Source organism: Paenibacillus sp. FSL W8-0187, from assembly GCF_037969755.1.
Taxonomy (GTDB): Bacteria; Bacillota; Bacilli; order Paenibacillales; family Paenibacillaceae; genus Paenibacillus_AQ.
Map to the genome: position 1 here is coordinate 5120292 of NZ_CP150206.1, position 20139 is coordinate 5140430.

Annotated in this window: 25 protein-coding genes and 2 pseudogenes; 2 read left to right on the top strand and 25 right to left on the bottom strand. The window is 44.5% G+C overall.

The genetic code is table 11. From position 1 onward, the window contains the following. Positions 1 to 14: 14 nt before the first annotated feature. The 4 genes and pseudogenes from MKY48_RS23030 to MKY48_RS23045 all read right to left on the bottom strand — a co-directional run. Complete coding sequence (locus tag MKY48_RS23030) at positions 15 to 458, bottom strand: GNAT family N-acetyltransferase (protein ID WP_339291087.1); 444 nt, start codon at positions 456 to 458, stop codon at positions 15 to 17. Positions 459 to 485: 27 nt separating this feature from the next. After that, the gene (locus MKY48_RS23035; protein WP_339291089.1) at positions 486 to 1367 is read right to left on the bottom strand and encodes an N-acetyltransferase; all 882 of its coding nucleotides are present in this window, start codon (positions 1365 to 1367) and stop codon (positions 486 to 488) included. 29 nt (positions 1368 to 1396) lie between these two features. Beyond that, positions 1397 to 1885, bottom strand: a complete 489-nt coding sequence (locus MKY48_RS23040) for a GNAT family N-acetyltransferase (RefSeq protein WP_339293546.1) — start codon at positions 1883 to 1885, stop codon at positions 1397 to 1399. A gap of 51 nt (positions 1886 to 1936) precedes the next feature. Next, positions 1937 to 2326 (bottom strand): annotated as a pseudogene (locus MKY48_RS23045) (GNAT family N-acetyltransferase); the annotation flags it as partial. Between the two features lie 501 nt (positions 2327 to 2827). Between MKY48_RS23045 and MKY48_RS23050 the strand changes: the two are divergent. Then, positions 2828 to 3091 (top strand): hypothetical protein, encoded by a 264-nt coding sequence (locus MKY48_RS23050; protein WP_339266550.1) that lies wholly within the window; start codon positions 2828 to 2830, stop codon positions 3089 to 3091. 70 nt (positions 3092 to 3161) lie between these two features. On the opposite strand, the gene MKY48_RS23055 is transcribed toward MKY48_RS23050, so the two are convergent. From MKY48_RS23055 to MKY48_RS23105, 11 genes and pseudogenes are all read right to left on the bottom strand, one after another. Continuing rightward, a complete protein-coding gene (locus tag MKY48_RS23055) occupies positions 3162 to 4001 on the bottom strand; it encodes an aminoglycoside phosphotransferase family protein (protein WP_339266552.1) in 840 nt (279 codons plus the stop codon). Positions 4002 to 4328: 327 nt separating this feature from the next. Then, positions 4329 to 5018: a hypothetical protein gene (locus MKY48_RS23060; protein ID WP_339266554.1), complete on the bottom strand. Its 690-nt coding sequence runs from the start codon at positions 5016 to 5018 to the stop codon at positions 4329 to 4331. 72 nt (positions 5019 to 5090) lie between these two features. Continuing rightward, entirely contained in the window at positions 5091 to 6299 is a 1209-nt protein-coding gene (locus MKY48_RS23065) for a WD40 repeat domain-containing protein (RefSeq protein WP_339266556.1), read from the bottom strand. Positions 6300 to 6477: 178 nt separating this feature from the next. Beyond that, on the bottom strand, positions 6478 to 8013 hold the full coding sequence (locus MKY48_RS23070) for a HAMP domain-containing sensor histidine kinase (protein WP_339291092.1): 1536 nt from the start codon (positions 8011 to 8013) through the stop codon (positions 6478 to 6480). Next, on the bottom strand, positions 8010 to 8705 hold the full coding sequence (locus MKY48_RS23075; protein ID WP_076325210.1) for a response regulator transcription factor: 696 nt from the start codon (positions 8703 to 8705) through the stop codon (positions 8010 to 8012). The genes MKY48_RS23070 and MKY48_RS23075 overlap by 4 nt, the downstream gene beginning before the upstream one ends. A gap of 144 nt (positions 8706 to 8849) precedes the next feature. Next, the gene (locus MKY48_RS23080) at positions 8850 to 9335 is read right to left on the bottom strand and encodes a histidine phosphatase family protein (protein ID WP_339291093.1); all 486 of its coding nucleotides are present in this window, start codon (positions 9333 to 9335) and stop codon (positions 8850 to 8852) included. 74 nt (positions 9336 to 9409) lie between these two features. Further along, complete coding sequence (locus tag MKY48_RS23085; RefSeq protein WP_339273627.1) at positions 9410 to 10291, bottom strand: class I SAM-dependent methyltransferase; 882 nt, start codon at positions 10289 to 10291, stop codon at positions 9410 to 9412. A 5-nt stretch (positions 10292 to 10296) separates the two neighbouring features. Further along, the gene (locus MKY48_RS23090; protein WP_339266561.1) at positions 10297 to 10818 is read right to left on the bottom strand and encodes a GrpB family protein; all 522 of its coding nucleotides are present in this window, start codon (positions 10816 to 10818) and stop codon (positions 10297 to 10299) included. Positions 10819 to 10860: 42 nt separating this feature from the next. Continuing rightward, a pseudogene (locus MKY48_RS23095) lies at positions 10861 to 11116 on the bottom strand (ADP-ribose pyrophosphatase); the annotation flags it as partial. Between the two features lie 23 nt (positions 11117 to 11139). Continuing rightward, entirely contained in the window at positions 11140 to 11880 is a 741-nt protein-coding gene (locus tag MKY48_RS23100) for an SDR family NAD(P)-dependent oxidoreductase (RefSeq protein ID WP_339266563.1), read from the bottom strand. A 19-nt stretch (positions 11881 to 11899) separates the two neighbouring features. Next, on the bottom strand, positions 11900 to 12376 hold the full coding sequence (locus MKY48_RS23105; protein ID WP_339266565.1) for a GNAT family N-acetyltransferase: 477 nt from the start codon (positions 12374 to 12376) through the stop codon (positions 11900 to 11902). A gap of 151 nt (positions 12377 to 12527) precedes the next feature. On the opposite strand from MKY48_RS23105, the gene MKY48_RS23110 reads away from it, so the two are divergent. Continuing rightward, entirely contained in the window at positions 12528 to 13001 is a 474-nt protein-coding gene (locus MKY48_RS23110; RefSeq protein ID WP_339266567.1) for a VOC family protein, read from the top strand. A 78-nt stretch (positions 13002 to 13079) separates the two neighbouring features. Here MKY48_RS23110 and MKY48_RS23115 read toward each other — a convergent pair whose 3' ends face one another. From MKY48_RS23115 to MKY48_RS23160, 10 genes are all read right to left on the bottom strand, one after another. Further along, entirely contained in the window at positions 13080 to 13523 is a 444-nt protein-coding gene (locus tag MKY48_RS23115) for a GNAT family N-acetyltransferase (RefSeq protein WP_339266568.1), read from the bottom strand. 353 nt (positions 13524 to 13876) lie between these two features. Continuing rightward, entirely contained in the window at positions 13877 to 14689 is an 813-nt protein-coding gene (locus MKY48_RS23120; RefSeq protein ID WP_215155446.1) for a class I SAM-dependent methyltransferase, read from the bottom strand. A gap of 25 nt (positions 14690 to 14714) precedes the next feature. Beyond that, positions 14715 to 15113, bottom strand: coding sequence for a DUF1801 domain-containing protein (locus tag MKY48_RS23125; RefSeq protein WP_076325220.1), 399 nt, complete (start codon positions 15111 to 15113; stop codon positions 14715 to 14717). A 40-nt stretch (positions 15114 to 15153) separates the two neighbouring features. Beyond that, complete coding sequence (locus MKY48_RS23130) at positions 15154 to 15951, bottom strand: class I SAM-dependent methyltransferase (protein WP_339266571.1); 798 nt, start codon at positions 15949 to 15951, stop codon at positions 15154 to 15156. A gap of 191 nt (positions 15952 to 16142) precedes the next feature. Then, a complete protein-coding gene (locus tag MKY48_RS23135) occupies positions 16143 to 17036 on the bottom strand; it encodes a phosphotransferase (RefSeq protein ID WP_339273629.1) in 894 nt (297 codons plus the stop codon). 253 nt (positions 17037 to 17289) lie between these two features. After that, positions 17290 to 17835: an 8-oxo-dGTP diphosphatase gene (locus MKY48_RS23140; RefSeq protein ID WP_339266572.1), complete on the bottom strand. Its 546-nt coding sequence runs from the start codon at positions 17833 to 17835 to the stop codon at positions 17290 to 17292. Between the two features lie 84 nt (positions 17836 to 17919). Beyond that, positions 17920 to 18642, bottom strand: coding sequence for a hypothetical protein (locus MKY48_RS23145; protein WP_339291098.1), 723 nt, complete (start codon positions 18640 to 18642; stop codon positions 17920 to 17922). A gap of 45 nt (positions 18643 to 18687) precedes the next feature. Next, the gene (locus MKY48_RS23150; protein WP_339266575.1) at positions 18688 to 19260 is read right to left on the bottom strand and encodes a hypothetical protein; all 573 of its coding nucleotides are present in this window, start codon (positions 19258 to 19260) and stop codon (positions 18688 to 18690) included. A 91-nt stretch (positions 19261 to 19351) separates the two neighbouring features. Further along, a complete protein-coding gene (locus MKY48_RS23155; protein WP_339266577.1) occupies positions 19352 to 19504 on the bottom strand; it encodes a hypothetical protein in 153 nt (50 codons plus the stop codon). Between the two features lie 103 nt (positions 19505 to 19607). Beyond that, positions 19608 to 20093: a DUF4830 domain-containing protein gene (locus MKY48_RS23160; RefSeq protein WP_339266579.1), complete on the bottom strand. Its 486-nt coding sequence runs from the start codon at positions 20091 to 20093 to the stop codon at positions 19608 to 19610. Between the last annotated feature and the right edge of the window lie 46 nt (positions 20094 to 20139).

A 20139-nucleotide genomic window follows, 5' to 3' on the forward strand; every position in this document is an offset into this window, starting at 1 on the left:
TATAGACTGAGGGTTTACAGCATAAGCTTCGCTACGGATTCACCCTCCGACCACGGCATGACGCCGATTTCCTCAAAACCCGCTTTGACGTAAAGCTGACTGGCCCGTTCGTTCTTCGGATCAAAACTTATCATAAGGACATCCGTCCGGTCAGGTTTGTTTCGGATTTCTTCAACTATGTATCGCAAAGCCGCTTTACCGTAACCTTTCCCTTGAAAATTCCCGTCGATCATCAAACGGTAAATCCAGTAGTTGCCGTCATCGGAGTCCAAGCCATACAACGCGAATCCGACCATCGTCTGCTCATCATAAATGGCCATCGCTTCAAAATGTTCAAGAAATTGAAACTGGGCAATCGAATACAGATTGGAAGCAATAAATCCTTCTTGCTCCGGCTTGGCTTTCAGTTTAATGCATTCGGTCCAATTATCCTTATCAACTGGTTGCAGTCTAATCATCTTAAGCTCCTTCGATGGTTGTTGGTTTTATTCGTTGGTATAGATCATGCTCGTCAGTTCATCTCCTGGTAAGAACCCCAGCTTCGTATATAAAAGCTCAGCTCTATTCCCCGTAGTTACAAACAATCGTAGGACGTCATAATAGCGGTCTAATTTGCGTATGGCTTTTCGTAACATATACTCGGCCAATCCCTTCCCCCTATAGGCATGAGCAACAGCAATTTCATAAATTAACGGTAGGTCCTCCCAAAGGGATACGAAACATACACCCACGATTTCATTGGATTGTTGATCGACTATAGTTGAAGAAGCATCTAATAGAATATCAATTGAATTATTCTCAAAATAATAAAGTATATCCTGGGTAAAAGCCTCACCATCACGGTCATCGATACTATTACGATAGGCATCCATCATCAGTCGGGTTATTTGCACCAATTCACCTGGTTCTGGTTGTTCACACCTAAATTGATCGACAAGTAAGGGGCTGTGTGTATCCACTGCGGGTCGAATCATGCATTTTCTTGCTTGCTCGGGTTTAAAGCCTTCTGCCGCGAATGCTGCCATATGTTCAGGTAGAACGTTGTGCGCATGTATTCTAGTGATTCCAGCTATATTCTCCAAGATATATTTCTTCAAATAAGCTGCAATCGGTTGCGAAAAACCAAAGGGAGGAATAACAAACAGGGATCCCAGCGTATTCTCCGATATTGATATTCCTGCTATTCTTATACCGCCAGACATGATCCAGTAGCATTCGTCCGCATCCGCCATCATCTGCTGCACATGCTTCCAACTCGGTCTGAACCAAACATTCTTCCGATATGTTGCAAAATACCTGGAATATAGGACAGGCTCTGCTTTAACTAATGAATATACCGGATGGAAATGCTGCTGCGCCTCTCCCATTATCTATAGCTCCCTTCCTCGACTAAGACTTAACTTTCCATGACCAATCTTTTCAGTAAGTAATAATGCTGATGCCCCCTTGGGGCATCGTCGATACGTGCAATCTCTTGAAATCCATGTTTTTGATAGAAAAGCGGCGCTTGGAAGCTGAAAGTATTGAGTTTGATGAAGGTGCATTTCTTTTCTCTGGCTATCCTCTCGATTTCCTGTAATAATCTCGAGCCGTAGCCCCGCCCCCGGAACCGATCATCCACCCACAGAATATCGACCTCAATCCAATTCCAGCAAAACACGCTATTGATTCCGCCTACGATATCACCATTCTCATCTTTTATATGTAAGTTGATCTCCTCATAATTCTGCTGTAAATCTTCTGCGATATGCTGTGCATTAAATTTGATCAGGTTCGTCCCTACCGAATGCGCTTCTTCAGGACTGCTTTGATTGATGTTAATCTGTGACAATTGGTCACTCCCCTTTCTCTTTACTTGTAGGTTAAATTGAACATTCAGCTTCATAACTTCCTCATCGCCAAACCAGATTCCCGTTTCCACAAAACCTAGATTGCTATACAAAGTTTTCGCTATTTGGTTATCCTTATGCACGGTCAGGCGTATTTCTTTACATTGCGGAAATTGGCCTTGGATCCATGTAATCATCTGGAGTAAAGCTGCTCTGCCATATCCTTTGCCCTGTTCTCTTGCATCTATTAAAAAGCCGTTAATCCAATAACCATCGGCTGTATTCACTTCATAAGCATGCATGATAAATCCGACCATTCGGTTCCCGTCATATATCGCAAAAGGAATGTATTCTACTTGTTCACCATCCGGTTTGATGTAGATCTTGGCTAGAGATACAGCTACCGCTGGCACAAACCCCTGCTGTTGGTCCAAAACCTGCAGTGCCAATGCTTCTTCCCAGTTCTTTCGATTGACCGGCATTAACTCTATGTCCATGTCATTGTCCTCCCTAGCGAGATCCCGAGTGAATCCTAGATTTCTTTCATTTAAAAATCCAGTACAGTGATGTACTCCTTTATCATGGACACCGATTCTCCGCGCTTCACCCAGTATGAATAATACAAGCCGCTTTGACGATACTGGTATACCTTATTTTCCATATCGGTATGGATTGACGCAACTTAACCAAATAGTACCATATGGAAGTGAAATATTCCTGGAATTAAACGACTTTAGATAAACTCTTCCAATCCTTTCGATCGAATGGTATGAGCTTGTTGATGTTTGGAAGTGTTCACGCCGGTGTACCTCTCAACTATAATCCTCTATCACCGCTATCTTTTCGTCCCTAATTTTCATAAGATCCACACTACATTTCCCCTTCGTCAATTTGGGTTGTAACCATGATTTTGTAAAACTCCGCCCTTTGCTTTGCACACTTCTCATCAGCTTATCATTTAATATACTGGCTCTACTATAATAAAAGAGGTGAATCGAATGGGTCGTGTCACTGCTGTTCCTCAACCGGATTTAGTATTAATCAGCTGGTCAAGAAACCCTCTTGTTGCGGGCTCCGCGCGTAGAATCGTTGCTGCCCGTGTCATTGGCAATGCTTCTCCCTGCCGAGCTGATTTGACGCCGAATGCATTGCTAAGAACTGCATTAGCCTGCTTACTAGATAATGATGTAGGTTTCAAAATCGTATTCCGCCAAAGAACATCCAACATTAGCGGTTACCTGTTATTGCAGCGTAATGCATAACCTATGATGAAGAGCAGCGTTATCGCTGCTCTTTTTTGTCTCTGTTCTAGTCGTCATCTTATATACTCATCTAGTAAGTCGTTATTCTCTTTAATTCATCAAGATTTTCATTTAAAAATGCCTTGTGTTTATCCATCCCTCGTTTTGCACACCATGCCACCCCACAAAATGAATCATATAATGAATAAAAGGGCAGTGTTCGCTCAAGATCAATTAACGTTTTAATGCTGTTATAACCTTCTTCAAATATTTCTCTTGTTGCTGGATTCCTCTCCCAGATATATCGATTCACTTTCGTAAAATCAATTTCTGATGAACCTCCCCTGGAACTCTCAAAGTCAATAATACCTGTAATTTTATCATCTTGAACCAATAGGTTTCCCGGTCTAAAATCTAAATGAACAACACATGGAGAATCCGGTTCTGGAAGAGTTGAATACGCTTTATCAAAAAATGCGACGCATCTTTCATATAGCCCCGGTTCTAATATTCCCCTGCATACTGGTTTACAATTATCAAAATTCCTACGTATATAGGTCCGCCAATTATTTTCGGGTAAAACATGAAATCCGTCAGGGCTATCGTAACCGTACCCCGGCATGTTTACTGAATGCATTTGCGCTTGCAAACTTCCGATTTCATAGGCAAGTTTACCATGGATAACGCCTGTTATAGGTAGTCCGGGTATGGATTCTAACAACAATGCACCGGTGACTTCATCATCTCCTTCCCAATAATGATGAACTCTTGGGACAGGCAGCTTCCCAGCCAATCGTTGCAACATAGCAAATTCACGATATAATTTCACCTTATTGAATGGGATCTTTAAATAGACTTGTTGTTGATTCGACAGGGTTAACCGGTAGACTTCCGAGCTATAAGACTCCGGAACTCCATCAATATGAATCACATTCAATTTAAATCTTTTAATGAATTCTTGTATGTTATTTATGGTGGTTCCCTCTTTTCACATCATCCAATATTTCATATAACATCGATTTCAAGTAAACCTATCATAATAAGATTAATGAATTACGTACATCCCTAATTTTCTTTCCCCTTCTGATTTCCCATCTTTTTGCCAGATTAGATTGCCCAGGAAATATCTTTTCTCGAATAGCCTTTTGTAATGAAAAAAGCTTGCAGGTATTCCTTCCCCCTGCAAGCTTCCTCGTAAGAACCTCTATTTGCCTTTTTCATATCTAAACCATATCTCTATAATCTTTTGTCTCTATATTTATTTCAAAAGGGCAACACTTACGGCAACCTTCTCCAGCTGTGCTTTGCTTAAGGAATGATCCGGAGAGCTGATCGTCACGAAGCGGTCATTGATCTGAAATCCCAGCATGTCCGTATCATCCGGTGTATACCATTTCGCTTTAACCCCATTGGACAAAGTAACCGGTTTGCTGTCATATCCGTGAGCGTAGTCTCTTGGGGAAATGTATACCGTCATATGCTTGAAGACCATGTTGACGCCATCTCCCGAAGCACCCGTCTTTTGATACACATCGCCTTTTACCATCTGACTTGGAGCATACGGTGCTTGGAAACCATCAAATTTAGAGAATGCATTTTTGATTTCTTTTAATTGAGCATCGTTATATTTCACTGTAGTTAACTCGATCGTCTGACCGTTTCCAGGATTACTTCCGACCAGCACCTGATGATTCTTCGCATCGTATTGCACGGGTACATTCAGTACATCAGCAATCGCGCGAACCGGCAAGTACGTTGTGTTTTGATATGTGATCGGTGTCAATTTTTTGCCCGTGTTATATACGGTTCCATCCACTTTGATACCGATGCTGTGATTCAGGTAAGCCGAGATTTTCTCCAGGTTTGCCCCCGCATAGACGCCCGCGGCTCCCGTTAACGTCATTCCCAGCACAGCAACTGCCACGATTGATTTTTTTAATGATTTCATTTTATCCATTCCTCTCGTTGTCTCACCAACATCACTAAGTCGATGAGTAATATGATGAAGCTCGATATAAACCTATTTAAAATCCATCACATACGTCGCAATTAAAGCTTCTTTATCATCAATCGTAATTCCCAGTCTTTTTCCAGATGGGCTCCAAGTCAGAGGATAGACAGGATGGGCGGCAGGATGCACTGCAGAATAATAGGGCGCCATCCAGCTTACCTTCCCCGAAGAGGTATCAAATACGTACACTCCGTTCATCCCGCTCTCATTCTCCGAATACACATCGAAGGCTATTCTGGCGGAATCCGGCGACCAGGACAAGTACGAGATCAGATTGCCTTTTCCGATAAGTGAACCTTGCAAACTTCCGGCAGCGTCATAGATCAGCAGTTTGCTGCTCTCGTCCCCTCCTGTGTTGGTCGCTGTCGCAACGGCAATGTACTCGCTGTCCGGAGAAATCGCAAAGTTCCATACATTTTCAATGAGATGTATCGGCTTCGACTGTCCGGGTTCAACGACCTTCAGCACCTGGTTCACATCGGTATAATAGATCCGGCCCTTACTCGCTCCGAATTGGTTGTAAAATTCAACATCCTCATCCTCAATGGCTATGGTGGTATAAGTGCCGTCCGTGGAAATGAGTCGAATATCGCCTTTGCCGCTCATGGAGCCTGCTGCGAGAACATAGGTGTCGGAATCCAGCCATCCCCCAATCTCCATGTAATTGTCACCCTTAACCGGGATGCTCTTGCCAGTACTCAAATCCTTCAGAAAATTGTCAGCCGTGTACTTATCCCTCCATTTCTGAATAAAGCTATATTTACCGTCTGGCGAGATCTCTTCTTTGACAAGCTGTTCGCCTGGATGCGACTCTTCATGCTTCGTGAGCTCACGCCGCTCACCTGTACTTACGTTCACTGCTTCTGTGGTATAAGCATATTGCGGTTCTTCCGTTTCGGTCGCTTCCTTGATCAGTTTGGTTGTTAGCACCTTGACCTCATTCTCCGACAGCCATGCCTCAATGTTGGACGAGGCGATCCGGTGCGTCTGATTCACGATCACTTCCCGACTGTATTGCCCACTCGCCCCTTCTACAACCGTGAGTTTGCGCTCCCCCGATGCCGTCTCTCCAGCATTCGATACAGGAGGCTGACCAGTTGCACTGTTGCCTGGCTCCACGATCGTCAACCGATCCTGGGACTGGCAGGCCGCAAGGGCTGCAGCCACAGCAATAACAGACAGCAACTTGACCCCATGCTTCCCAAATCTATGTTTCATAACAGGTTTCCTCCTATGCATATCCCCAAGGAGCTTCGGCAGCTGCAACTAATGTGTCATAACATGCCGCCTCTTTCCCTGTTGAACTCAGTATAGAATGCGAATATCTCGATACGATATCGAGCTTGTAACGAACTTGTAAACAAATAGATAAGCTTGAAAAAAGAAAGCCCAGACCTTATTCCAAGTCTGAACTTTCTTCTGTCGAAATAACCTCTGTCGATTGTGGCCGATTCATCGGCAGGACAATCACAAACGTAGAACCGCCGGGACCCGATTCCGCAAGCTGAACGGAACCATGCTGTTTCTCCGCCAGATTGCGTACCAGAGATAACCCTAAGCCAGTTCCTCCGTGAACCCTGGAGCGGTCGCTGCTCACCGTATAAAACGGATCGAAGATCCGTTCTCTGGCATCGTCCGGGATTCCGATTCCGGTATCACTTACCTTGATGATCATCCGATCATGGCCATGCTCATCCTGCTTCACTTCGTTCGTGAGCATGACAGTTCCTCCGGGCCGATTGTATTTAATTCCGTTATCCAACAGATTCAGAACCATGTGCATCAGATTCTCCGGATCGGCCCATACCTTACCATCCGTTAGGGAGGGCTGAATCGCAATGTTAGTTTGCTCTGCCTTAGCTTCCAGTCGGGCTGCCGCCTCTTGCAGAATCGGCAGAAGTTCTACGTGCTCCGCATGGGTTTCGAATTCGTAAATATCCATGGACGATAACTGAAGCGCCTTCTCCACCAATCGATATAGACGCTGTGCTTCCTTGCTGATCTGTCCCCTGGCTTCCTCAAGCAGGGCTGGATCATCGCGATACATTTCAAGCAAATCCGCATAGGCCAATATGGAAGTCAGCGGCGTTTTCAATTCATGGCTGATATTCCCGATAAACTGCTTCTGCTGCTGTTCCAGCTCCTGCAGCCGTTCGATGGCATCCAGCAGCTTCAGCTTCTCCTCCGTGAGCTGGCTCACCGAGGAGGAAATTCGCCCGCTCATCTCATATATGCCTTGCGCCAGCTCACCGAGCTCATCATTTCGCTTAACCGTCGGCTCACTAAGATAGACTCCTTCGCCAATCTTCTGCGCAGCCTGGTTCAATCTGCTGATGACATGAACCTGCCGCCAGACGTATAGAAAACCGATTAAGAAGCCCGCGGCCAATACGGCAAGACCCGTCACGATAAACAGGTTCTGGATCCGATCATAGAAAGCATGCTGCTCAGCTAGCGATGCGTGGAATTGAATCGTTCCGATCGGTTTATCCATATTCCGAAGCGGAGCGAGATAGAGCAGCTGGTCCCCCTCGGTAATGTAGGCGGAACGCCCTTGCGCTGTGTGTGCAAGGGCGTCTTGTACATCCATTTTCGGCTGAAACGGAAGGGAAGTCCCTGTGAATGTACCATCCAGCTTATACAGGGTCACCGGCATGCCGCTCTGGGTTCCAAGATCAACCGCTAGCCGTTGACCGACATTTTCCATAAAATCATCCGGCTGGGTTTGAGGATTCGTCAAAAATTCCTGATGAACCCTGAGATTGGCCGCTTCGGCTTCATGGGCGAAGGATTGCTCCAGGCGCACCCGCTGATCCTCCCGTATCCCAGCAAGAACCAATGTGCTAAGAACAACAACAACGGCGATCAACAGCAAGGCGAGAAGAAGTGCGACTTTCCACTTTAAGCCGAAACGGACCTTTCTTTTGCTCATGATGGAATCTCCGTGCTTTTATATCCAATGCCATATACGGTCTGAATCACTTCGTGCTGGTTTCCCAGCTTCTTACGCAATCTCTGGACGTGAATATCGACCGTACGCGTGCCGCCGGCAAAATCCATATCCCATACTTGTTCAAGCAAGGCCTCGCGCGAATATACCCGTTCCGGATTCCGAGCCAGGAGAGCCATAAGGTCAAACTCCTTCGGTGTGAGCTCAAGAGGTTTGCCTTCAGCATGAATGGTGCGATTCAACAGGTTAATGGTAAGCCCGGATATTCTGATGACATGCTGTTCCGGGGCTTGCTGCCCAACTGTCTCAGGGGTGCGGCTTCTTCGGGACAATGCCTTTACCCTGGCGATGATCTCCCGCATGTCAAAGGGCTTTGTCATATAATCATCCGCACCAAGCTCAAGTCCTAGCACCTTATCCACAATATCGTCCTTCACCGTCAAGAGCAGAATGGCAGGACGCTGCCGATCCTCGAGCTTGCGACAAACATCGTACCCGCTAAGCTTCGGCATCATAACATCGAGCACCATCACGTCAGGATCAAACGATTCCACACGCTCCAGCGCTTCCTGCCCATCCCCTGCCGTCTCCACCGTATGTCCTTCTCTTCGCAGCGCATAAGCGACTGCGCTTGAGATACTAATCTCATCATCCACTACAAGTACCTTGGTCATTGCAGATACGACTCCTTTACTGGCCGATTACAACATTTACTAGTGCAATGATGGTACCGTATCCGGCATCATAATTCAACCTGGATGGGCTGCAGTACACTTGAACAGAAAAAGAGAACCCAAGGCTCTCTTTGATTTACCCGCTTATTTTTCAAAAATATACATGGCACCATTCCTGGGTTGTACAAATCCCTTTCCTCGGTAACCTCTTTTGGACAATTCCTGAGTCAGCACTTTCATGAATGCACCGTGACTAACCACTAATACGTTGCGATTATCGTAACGTTCTTCAATCCAATCGATGATATGCCCAGCTCGCTCCAGTGTCTCGCTTCTCCGTTCAGCTTGTGAGCCGTGAGACAAATACCAAGCCAAACGCCCCATCAGCAACCACATATGGTAATGAAGCTTTAGATTTCCCAAAGGATGAATCGATTGGACCTCAATCTCTCTTAACCGATTCGTTGCGATGATAGGGCCTGTATATATCGTTTCTGCCGTCTGAATGGCTCGGGATAAATCACTGGATATACATACGTTCCACTCCGAAAAACCATAGTCCAGGTCCGATTGTTCAATTTCAGCGTTATTGTAAGCTTCCACCCAAGCATTAAACTGATTGGACGTCATCCATTTTCTATCGAGTTCATGTATAACTTTAAAATGTCTTACCAATCCAATTTTCATAGGGCTCCTTAGGTCGTTTATTCTCGACTAACCGTGCCAAAAGAAATCTTCATATTCGGCGCGTAAGTTAACCACGAATCGCTATCAAACACCTGAAACAGCTTAAGTTCGGCGGCATATTGGGCTTGTGCTTCTTCCACTGATAAACCTCTCTGTACCAACTGCTCCACTACCTTAATCGAATCCTCGAGTTCCTGCCCAATGCCTTCTTCCTTCAAGGACTGAAAAAGCCGATCTTTCTCTGCAGCGTCCATATTCTGGTCCAAAAAATTCACTTTGTCACTGACTCGGCACTCCACATTCCGTAATCCCAGCTGACTTAGGAATATCGGCAGCTTCATGCCGATGTTTCCGTCTTTTCCGCTATCTTTGGCGCTCTCTTCGTACAATTTCTGTAATATGCCTAGAGGGACAACTTCAGAATGCTGGATTTCATCAAAGCCATAATTTGCCGTATTAGCAATCCAATGGGGCTCAAAACAAATGACTCGGCCACCGTACAGTACACTATCGATCATTTTTTGAAGAATCATCCGAGGGTTTGCCATATGTAATAAAAATGCATGGCAGATCGCAACGTCATACTGACGATGCACAAACATGTCCTCAATATCTCCTTGAATGAATTCAGCGGAATAGGGCAGCTTATCAAACACCTCTCTTGCTTCCTTGATCAAATCTTCACCTTTGTCTATCCCTGTATAGGTTGACCCTTCGGGTAATAGCGGGAGAAGCTTCAGTCCAAGATACCCATATCCACAACCATAATCCAGGATGTTAACGGGGGCATTCAATTTCCAGACGTTCTTCACTAGAAACTCCAGGTAGTCATCGTTGTAATATAACCATCTGGTATTTCTCAAATATTCGATTTTAGAATCCCAGTAATATTCGGACATCATCTTTACTTCCTTCCAGCATCAAGCCTTGCCTTATGGATCACTTCACGAATGAAATCAGCCTTGCCGTTGGTATAGGCCACGCGGTCATGTTTATATTGACTCTCAAGAACTTTTTTTAAGGTACAATACTGATCCCTTGTATCCGGATGGTTCATTAAATACTCCCTGAATAAAATTTGGTCGTTCCACTGTTGGCCTTGATACTTATAAATATGAAGATGATGCGTCCCCGCCCGCCATTGCCCTCTTCTAAAGAACAGTCGTTCCGGAAACTCCGGTTTAAACACATATTCATACCCGATCCTGGCCAGATTCTCTATATATTGTTCATTTACTAGAGTTAAACTCAAAACACCAGCCATCATATCAATGGTCGGTTTCGATCCTAAACCCATCACAGACGTGCTCCCGATATGTTCGATATGGAAATCAAGTCCCTTCAGTGCTGACTCAATTTTAGCTTTTTCCCGTTCGAACTCGTCTTTCCAGTCCGGATTGTACGGTGTTACAATAACTTCTTCCATGCGAATATTCCTTTCGATACATGATAAACCAATACGAAGTCCTTATATATTCCGTCTCAGCTTAATTTCAAACTCCGGCTTCGTGATATATTCCATATAGACGACCTCTCGATTAAAATCCAGATACGCCTGAAACCGCGTACGAATGGCCGGGGGCTGTAATGTATTGGAGTACTTCATCCTTAGCGATCCAACGACTATCCGTCGTTTCTTCCGAAATCCTCAGCTCTCCACCCGTAGGTTTACACACAAAATCCATCATCACCTTCGTTGGAACCTCAGCAACTCCGCTGTGTCCCGATTTTCACAAGACAAGGCCCCTTAGATATCGTTATAATTTACAGTGCTTCCGGATTCAAAATCCTTGTCGATGATATGTAGCAGATGCGCCCCGATTTCCTCTGTAGATAGCAGCTGTCCAGACTCATGCGCATGGGCGAAGGCTTTGGCCATTTCAAATTCCTGCTCATTTTTCCCTCTGGCCATTCTTTGCATATCCGTGTCCACCATTCCAGGATTGACCGCAATGATCTCCACCGGGTTCTGCCGATTCCTTTGCTCGGTCCCAACACTCTGCGTAAACATATTGATCCCGGCCTTCGCTGTGCAGTATACGCTCATCGTAGGTGCTGGATATGTTCCGGAGCCAGAAGAGATGTTGATGATTTTCTTTCGAATGGAGAGCCCCTCCGTTTTCTTGATGAAGCTGGACGTTAAGATCATCGGCGCAATCAGACTGATTTGCACATTCATATGAATATCTATCGCATCGCATAGTTCAATGGCCTTCAGTGGTTCAAGCATGGACGCATTATTGATAAGGCAGATCATATCCGCATGATCGGCATCAATCTCGTCAAACACTCTATCCACAAGCTCCTCCAGACCCAACGTATCGCTCAGATTATATACATGGTGACTGTATTTTGGATAGCTGCTCAATCTCTCGGACGTTCCTCTCGCGACCCCATGCACGACATGGCCCTTCTCTAGAAGCATATGGGCCAACTGCTCGCCGATTCCTCTCGAGGTTCCCGTGATTATGAAATGACATCCACTCAATGTTTTAACCTCCGTTATTCTAAAAAGATAGCTTCATAATATATTCTTCCACTTCTTCACCACGAGCATGGGCATAGCCCTTATCTTCCCCCCAGATGATGAAGCCGTTTTTTCCCAGGATCCGGATCGAGGCGATATGATCTTTAACTGCGCGTGCATACAATGGACGGGTTTTGATATCTCTGATAAATAACGAAAGGGCTCTCGTCGCTATGCCTTTCCCCCAATATTCGCGCCCTATCCAGTAGCTAACTTCGGGCTGACCCATATGTTCGAAGAATAAAATCTGCCCGGCTACTTGTCCCTCATATAAAACGGTTTTCTTGATGATGGTCTCATCGCCTAAGATTTTGGCCCAGTGCGCATCAAAAGCTGCCTTATCCGAAGGATCTTTCGCTGTAAAAGCCGCCATGTAGTTTGCCTCAGGGTCCCGTTGATGCTCGAAAAATATATCAAGATCCTCTTCGAATACATCTCGCAAAAGCACATCGCTCATCACTAGTCACCCCAGTCGCCTATTGTTTTCTTCCATCGTCTATACCTAATGGATTTCACATGAGACATCCGTTATCCTGCAACCATCGCACAATTTCCTAACTGCATTGTTATGCGAACCCAAAAGTGGCAGGAATAAATTTCTTGAAATTATGAAGAATAGGGTCCAGAAGATTTCTCCAAACTTGTGGTTTGATCACCAAGCCGAGGAAGCAGCCCAGCATTATGTCTCTATTTTTAAAAATTCGCAGATCGAACGAATCACGCGTTACGGTGCAGAGAAGAATGACAATCATGAGTTTGCCGAAGGTGCGATCATGACTGTGGATTTCCTGCTGGAAGGCCAACATTTTGTTGCCTTAAATGGCGGTCCGCATTTCAAATTCAACGAAGCCATTTCATTTATTGTTCATTGCGAGGCACAAGAAGAACTGGACTATTATTGGGAGAAGCTGTCTGAGGACGGTGACGAGAGAGCACAAGTATGCGGTTGGTTGAAAGACAAGTTTGGCGTATCGTGGCAAATCGTCCCGGCTAATTTAAGCGAAATGATAACCGACCCCGATCCGGCAAAATCGAAATCAAAAATCGATATGCAGACGTTGCAACAAGCATACGAGGGGTAAGGAAGGCTGCCTTTAGGGTAGCCTTTCATAACCGTTGAAAGCTCTCTATCAGATCGAGACGGGACATTAGTGATTACATCATAACTCCAGTTCATGCGTGACTAGTTCATCATCCGCATTTTCCTTAAAACCTAAATTCTTATAAAATTCAGCTGCCTTGGGATTGTCCGTTTTCAAGACGAGTTTAGTATAATGGCTGCTCGCCATATGAATTACCGCTTCAACCAACTTTCTCCCGGCTCCATGACGCCGAAATTCCTTTAACACATACAATCTGCGGATCCTGCCGATGCTTCCGTCAGAATGCGGATCACGATTTAACCCGCAAATGCCAATGACTCTATGACCAACTCGACATTCAAACAAGGCTTCAGCTTCATGCTGAAACGTATTGATACCCTCTTTATATTCATTCACTAGCCTATGGATATTCCTGAATCCTTCTTCCTTGCTTTCAGTCAGGAGCTCGGTGATGTCTACTGCACCCAGGTCGGAAACTTCGTGAACGATCATGTTGTTCATGGTATGTCATTATCCCCTGTTTCCCTGCAATTTTTATTATTTGTGTAGAGTCTAGTATTTAAAAAAAGTATTCAGAATGCCAATCGCTCGTAATTGATAATCCTTGTTATCTTCCGTATATATTTGTTCGACTCCCATATAAATGGCAGCATGTTTTATATGCCCTGACTTAAACCGGATGTCCTTCCCGGATTTACTACATTTATTCTCTATCCCTGTGTTTACGCACGTAATTCCATATTCCTTCGACAACCATCTGTTGTAATCGGCCTCATTGGGGCAGGTAACTGCTAAAATGATGAGAACCAGTACCAATATTGCAACCATTCTTCTGATTACTTTGTTCATAACCCTTATCGTTTCTGCCCAATATACAATAAATGAGATGAGACCCCCAAAATGCTTGGGTTCTCCGCTTCCTGGTAGATCAGGTTCATGACTTCTTGGAATTCCTCTTCCCCACGGGACCGCCAATAATCGAACTGCTCTGCCTTGAAGGAGCCTGCTATACTTGACGAACCTATCAATTTAATCGTCTCGAAGCCATGCGATTCCATGAACGGCTTAACGTCCTCCAAGTTATAATAATACGCACCGGTAAATCTTCCTTCATCGTTATGATTGAATATACCGGTCCTAACAAATTCCTTAATGCTGCTGATATTATCATTCGGTTTCCATTGTTCCGGAAATGATAATGATGTCATCAGATGCCGAATTCGAGTCATGAATGCCACAAATACATAACCGCCTGCTCGGGTAACACGATTCAATTCTCGGACAGCCGTAGACCGATCTGATTCTGTCTGTAAATGGTATAACGGTCCCATCATAAGTGCACCGTCAAACAACTCATCTTGAAATAGGCTAAGATCGTTGGCATTGGCACGGTGAAACCCCTTGAACTGGCCTGTTAACTTGAATTCTTCGGCTTTAGCAGCCGCTATCTCGACTAATCTTGGCGTAAGGTCTGTTAAGGTCACATCGTAACCGTTCTTCGCTAATTCCATCGAATACTTCCCAGGTCCCGCACCGTTATCCAGCACATGACCTTTCTCAGGCAGCATACTCAAGATATGATGCAAATTGACGATAAATTCAATGGGCTCCCTATCCAAGCGCCCCCATTCATCGAAGGCATTATAATAATCTATCACTTTGTTCAACTGATTCACCCCTTCACTTACCTGATTAACCCTTACTCGTCACTTCAATCCATCTAACGATGACTTCTTTTAATTGTTCTTTCTTCTCCTCCAGATCGTTTAAATTATAAATCTTCACGATTGCCCGATCATTAGAGGCCCATTCCAATAGAGTATCCTCAGGCATGGCTCCCTTGATGTCATGAGTTTGAACTTTTGGCCCACAATGAAAAATGATGCGAAAGAAGCCTTTCCCTTGTAAATTCAATGTGATTCGGTCTTCGCCCTGAACGCAGAAGCTGGGTGCATTCCATTTGATCTGCTCGGTTATCTGATCATCGACGCTTAATATGAAGCTTCTTACTTCCTCAATTTCAGCCTTTAATGGATGCTCAAGATGGTGAAGATACTCCACGACTTGTTCGTGACCTGTTAATTTTGCCATCCATAACTCCTCCTCATATACTAAGGCAATTGAAAGGAACTCATTTTACCCAGGTGGAATTCATACATAATTTCCTTGCCGTCAAGATCGGCTGATAGAAACCCGATTCCGAAGGCATATGCCATCTGATATCGGTGAATCCCGCTTCTTCCAATAGTCCACTTAATTCCGTTCTCAATAAAGCTCTATAGGATGTGCTGTTGACTTGAGTATTCCATGACCCATCAAGCTCTTGCATAATAAATTGGTTGGTTATATAGTGATTGCCAGCTTCAGCCCAATCCCAGACTTGAAAAACGATACGTTCTCCTTCATCCATAACTCGGGGCAACGTGGAGCGCTGTCGATTCTGCAAAATCTCGTCATAGTCCCTCATCGATATAATCAGTAGCCCCTTGTCTCTAAGCTTCTCATAGAAGTTCCGGCAAGCCACGCTTAATTCTTGGTCGTCCAGTAGGTGGGGAACAGCATTGTCAGCAGACAAAACGACATCGAATTGTCCAGGAACATCCTTATCCAGCGTCCTGAAATCCGCGACTCCAAAACGAACATGTACCCCAAACTTGTCAGCTTCCCTCTTCGCTCGCTCAACCGAATTAGGGCTAATATCTGTTGCCGTTACAGTAAAATCATGCTGCGCTAATCCCAAAGCCTGTGTTCCTATCCCACATGATGCATCCAGGAGATCGATCGGATCCTCATGGCCCTCTGTATATAACGAACGAATAAACTTATCGAAGAAAGCCCCCTGCCATTGAACGGTTTCATGCCAATTCTTAAATATCAGGTGATATGTTTCCGATAGCTCATTGTAAAAATACAAGCTTGTGTCCTTCAACCTTATCCCCTCCTATGAACAATGCATGTTTTTATACGAGTATTGTTAATAATGTGGAACCAAATCTTAAACCGTCTTTGGGAGCAAGCAAGAGTCCAAAAAATATGGGGACTAACGCCTTTTCAATAAATTTGCCCATTATGCTGATAATCTCCTTGGATTTCAGAATCCTTTATCAAGCTTCGTCTGACTTAAGGCCCCTTACAAATATGTTCCACACGGTAGATGAACTCCCCTGCAAGTTCCAATTGTGAACAGGCGAATTCCATATCCCCATGACCTGCAATGGCGTAATCCACGTTGCCAAGTGTAGACATTAATATGCGGGCGGACAGTGCAAATCCAAAGGCATCCCGGTCTGCCACAATGTCGGGACGGCTTATCATAAACCGGAATGTTGGCTCCTGCTCCCCTTTAAATAAAGCCAGATTTGCCACAAATGAAGCCAGATCCCAGTAACGAGGCATCAAGGATACATCTTCAAAATCCATCCAGAGCCAGCCCCTTGGGCTCGGCATTAAATTGCGGGCATGAGCATCGCCATGGCTGGGAGCTAACAGTTGGGATTCTGCGCGCATCTGTTGATCTATTTCATAAAATTTGTGGATTAATCGCTGTATCCGATCATCTGGATGATCGGATAATCGCGTAACCGATTGATAGATCCTGTCCCACACACCCAGAATAGGGAGTTCTCCGGTATATTGCTCCATGGCAAGGGTTAATGTATTCACTATGTTGACCGCTTCACTCGGTGAAGGGAATGGGAGTGCTGTTTGAGGAATGTACTCCCAGAACGTCATCCAGTGCCCATCCAGCGCAAATGGTCCTTCTTGCGAGAAATGCACAGGCAGCAGCACTGGAACTCCCTCCTCGTGAAGATGAGAAGCTACGCGCAGCTCTTGTTCAAGTTTCTTGCCTATTTGGGGATCTTGTTCGGGGGTAAACGCAGCAACCCGGGCAACGATCGGATGAGGGGCCAAGTGAATGATGATATTTCCTCCGCAGCTTAAGATCTTTGGCATAACTTCAGTCAGGCCGAAATTCGCTGCAGCAGTTTGCAAGTGGGAACAAAGACTGTCCATGGCTGACAAGGCAGCACCTCCTTTAAACGGTAATAGCATCATCTTAAAGTTCTCATCGTCTACTTCATTCTAATACGTCTACGACAATGATTATTGGGGTAACAACCTTTTTCAATCCGTTCAACACCTTCAGGATTCTATTTCACTCTGCCAGTGAGTTCCAGAGCTCCTCATACTGAAAGCAAAACCCGGCCTAAGATATTTCCTATCTAAGTCGGGTCATGTGGTGTTTGAGTATTTTTTTCTAATGAGATTAAATCGTAACTCCCTCTTCCCGATACGGATTCAACAACGCCTCTCTCATCGCTTCATCCGTTTCAATCAAGGCACTGATCTGAATCGGGGTTTGTTCGACGAGCTTACCGTCCTTATATGTACAGCGATGATCATAGCAATTGGGATCATGCAAGATAAGTTCGAGCGAACCCGGTATATTGGCTGCAATTCCAACATTCGCATCGTCCGTTATCCATTTAACGGGTTTCCAATCCAATATGCCTTCAGCTGTCGTGATTGGAGTATGGTAGATGTAATCCTCAGGCACCTCTGCTAGATATAAATACATACCACCCGTAATAGAACCGTTGACGGACCAAGTCACTACGCCTTTAAAGGTTAGACTATAGTCTTGTAGATGTGTCTCTTCTTCCAGTTCACGTAACATCGAGTCTCGTGGGGTTTCGTTCGCCTCCAGCTTGCCTCCCACGCCATTCCAGCACCCCATCCAGGGCGGGGATTTACGATTCAACAATAAAACCTCATCACCGCGCCGAACAAAACAAATATTGTATTTAATCATTTGAAATGGATCCCCCTTCTGCATCGGTTGCTCTTATGTTAAGCTTCTGGTCTAATCTTCGATTGGCTTCTGTGCATCTTTATGTCAGTTTACTTTGACAAAACTCCATTTCTTGTTCGAGTAAGTTAACCAAACCTGGTACTCAGTGATTTCATCTCTAAATTCATATACCTTATCCAAATCCAAGTAATGCCCTACGGCAGTAACAGGTACGCTTATACTCGCTTTGCTTTTAACGATTTTCGAGAAATCGATGAATAAGCCTTCCTTAGTCGATTCCAGAAGCATGGCGGCTATGTCATCTGGAAGGTCTTCCATTTTCCGACGTGTTAATCTATGTAATTTGGACACGATGACCCTAGACAACAGAGTCTTATAATCCTCAAGGTCAGATACATACAGCTTATTGAACCATCCATCATCATGCGCGTAGTAAGCAAACCTAGCTTTCGGTATTTCATGTAAGGGCTCGGCAAAATGAGCGAAGGTTAATAATTCCGCAATTTGGAGTTTGGTTAATTTGACCAGATCTTCTTCCCTATCAAAATCAACCCAGCAAAAATCTCCATAATCGTATACGCTATCTTCCACTAATCGATCAAGTTCTTGAGATGTCACATAATCTAATCTGGAATGGATACTCCACTGGGCATCTTCGAACTTGTGTTTAAGGAGAATCAAATTCTCCGGTCGGTTACTTACACATGACATAAATTTATAAAATTCAATGCCATAGGAATAAAAGTACAGGTTATGTTGTTCCTTCCCATTCACATAGATCAAATCTCTAAGATTTTGTTTAGACATGATGACCTCTCTCTAATGCTATCAATGTATAGTCTCTCCAAGCAACTACTCCCTCGAGTACAAGAGCGCACCACCAGACCCAAGAATAACGAAATGTTGACCAGACGGGGAAAAACCGCATTTTATTTTCCCATCCAGCCGGTTCAAATCGATTATCGCGGCATGTTTGAGATATTCATAGTTAGGGACAAACACCCGATCCAAGACTACGGAAGCCCTTGGCCACCAGGGGTAAATGACTTCCAGCATCCAGCCATCGTTCGTAATATGAATCCCGTCTCCAGACTCAAATCCAAAAATAGAAATGTCCTGTCCGTCCTGCGGAATACGAAAACTCAAGTAGTTATCGCTAATATGATCATCCGTTACATTAGGATCCTGGTCTCTGTGCAGTCGGTTCCCGGACCTGGCCTGTGTAATGCTGTAACCGGAGCTGCTGATCAGAACAAGGTTCTCATCGGCATCCCATCCGCACGCAATGCACCCCGCAGCTGGTATGATAACCTCGTGACGCCAAGGATGGGGTGGTTTCGTAGGTTCTTTGGCTTGTGCCTGGTGCAGCAAATCGATCTCAAACTTCGTTCTGATTTCTTTTTTTGAATGTTTAAAAGGGGTCATATCATACTCCCACATTGATCTGAATTAAGGCGAATACGCTCATTCCTTCTCTGCTGGTTAGCAAGACTATCCTCGCTAATTAAAAACAATATCACGGTTTAGGATGATGATTCATCTCCTGTAGTCTTATGTTAAGCTCATCCAGTGATCGCTGCATGTGCTCCATCCTTCTCAGAGCAGAATACTGATTGCTAATAATCCCGGCCAAGCCGACTATCATAACGATAATAATCAAACCGATCATGTAGAATGCATCCTTTCCGTTCTTAGATTGATCTCTAATAATATTTGTTATCGGGTAACATCGATGGTACGTCCCCGGTTTATCTAATAAAGAAAATAAAAAATCATCCCGATCGCATTGTCTTGCTATGCGAAGGCGGATCATCACTACCCAACTCCTTGCGATGAAGAATAGGATCCATATTACTTTGATCGATGTTCAATGTTCCATCAGCTTGTTTTGCCTCATGATTAAATACCAAATACCCTCCAATGATTTCATTGCCTGACTCCAGTATATATCCCACAATCTGATTGTAAGTCATTGTTTTTTCTTGCAGAATATACCCTGTTTCGATAACCTCTTTATCCAAAAATGGTTTCAGGTCCACATGACCCAATTCTTTAATATCTTTCACATGCGACTTAAAGGATTGTAAAGTATGAGCAGCGTATTTTGTTTCGGACGCAAATCTATCAATGCTCCATCCGTAATCCTCCAAGTAATTAATATGCTGTTCTTTATGGATTTCTATGACGACCCCATCATCCTCTTTATTACAACCAACAAGGATAACTAACATTAGAATGAAAAATAATTTTAATTTCAATTCTCCAGTCCTTTCTTGCATCCGGATTATATATCCGAATGAGAAG

Bases quoted from the DNA above. Each gene is read 5' to 3' on its own strand.
- MKY48_RS23080 (WP_339291093.1), bottom strand. From the start codon at position 9,335: ATGACGTCCAATCAGTTTAATGCTTGGGTGGAAGCTTACAATAACGCT.
- MKY48_RS23060 (WP_339266554.1), bottom strand. From the start codon at position 5,018: ATGAAATCATTAAAAAAATCAATCGTGGCAGTTGCTGTGCTGGGAATG.
- MKY48_RS23155 (WP_339266577.1), bottom strand. From the start codon at position 19,504: ATGATCGGTTTGATTATTATCGTTATGATAGTCGGCTTGGCCGGGATT.
- MKY48_RS23105 (WP_339266565.1), bottom strand. From the start codon at position 12,376: ATGAGCGATGTGCTTTTGCGAGATGTATTCGAAGAGGATCTTGATATA.
- MKY48_RS23065 (WP_339266556.1), bottom strand. From the start codon at position 6,299: ATGAAACATAGATTTGGGAAGCATGGGGTCAAGTTGCTGTCTGTTATT.
- MKY48_RS23145 (WP_339291098.1), bottom strand. From the start codon at position 18,642: ATGTCTAAACAAAATCTTAGAGATTTGATCTATGTGAATGGGAAGGAA.
- MKY48_RS23030 (WP_339291087.1), bottom strand. From the start codon at position 458: ATGATTAGACTGCAACCAGTTGATAAGGATAATTGGACCGAATGCATT.
- MKY48_RS23115 (WP_339266568.1), bottom strand. From the start codon at position 13,523: ATGAACAACATGATCGTTCACGAAGTTTCCGACCTGGGTGCAGTAGAC.
- MKY48_RS23035 (WP_339291089.1), bottom strand. From the start codon at position 1,367: ATGGGAGAGGCGCAGCAGCATTTCCATCCGGTATATTCATTAGTTAAA.
- MKY48_RS23110 (WP_339266567.1), top strand. From the start codon at position 12,528: ATGAAGAATAGGGTCCAGAAGATTTCTCCAAACTTGTGGTTTGATCAC.
- MKY48_RS23090 (WP_339266561.1), bottom strand. From the start codon at position 10,818: ATGGAAGAAGTTATTGTAACACCGTACAATCCGGACTGGAAAGACGAG.
- MKY48_RS23050 (WP_339266550.1), top strand. From the start codon at position 2,828: ATGGGTCGTGTCACTGCTGTTCCTCAACCGGATTTAGTATTAATCAGC.
- MKY48_RS23150 (WP_339266575.1), bottom strand. From the start codon at position 19,260: ATGACCCCTTTTAAACATTCAAAAAAAGAAATCAGAACGAAGTTTGAG.
- MKY48_RS23085 (WP_339273627.1), bottom strand. From the start codon at position 10,291: ATGTCCGAATATTACTGGGATTCTAAAATCGAATATTTGAGAAATACC.
- MKY48_RS23075 (WP_076325210.1), bottom strand. From the start codon at position 8,705: ATGACCAAGGTACTTGTAGTGGATGATGAGATTAGTATCTCAAGCGCA.
- MKY48_RS23125 (WP_076325220.1), bottom strand. From the start codon at position 15,113: ATGGCAAAATTAACAGGTCACGAACAAGTCGTGGAGTATCTTCACCAT.
- MKY48_RS23135 (WP_339273629.1), bottom strand. From the start codon at position 17,036: ATGGACAGTCTTTGTTCCCACTTGCAAACTGCTGCAGCGAATTTCGGC.
- MKY48_RS23140 (WP_339266572.1), bottom strand. From the start codon at position 17,835: ATGATTAAATACAATATTTGTTTTGTTCGGCGCGGTGATGAGGTTTTA.
- MKY48_RS23070 (WP_339291092.1), bottom strand. From the start codon at position 8,013: ATGAGCAAAAGAAAGGTCCGTTTCGGCTTAAAGTGGAAAGTCGCACTT.
- MKY48_RS23040 (WP_339293546.1), bottom strand. From the start codon at position 1,885: ATGAAGCTGAATGTTCAATTTAACCTACAAGTAAAGAGAAAGGGGAGT.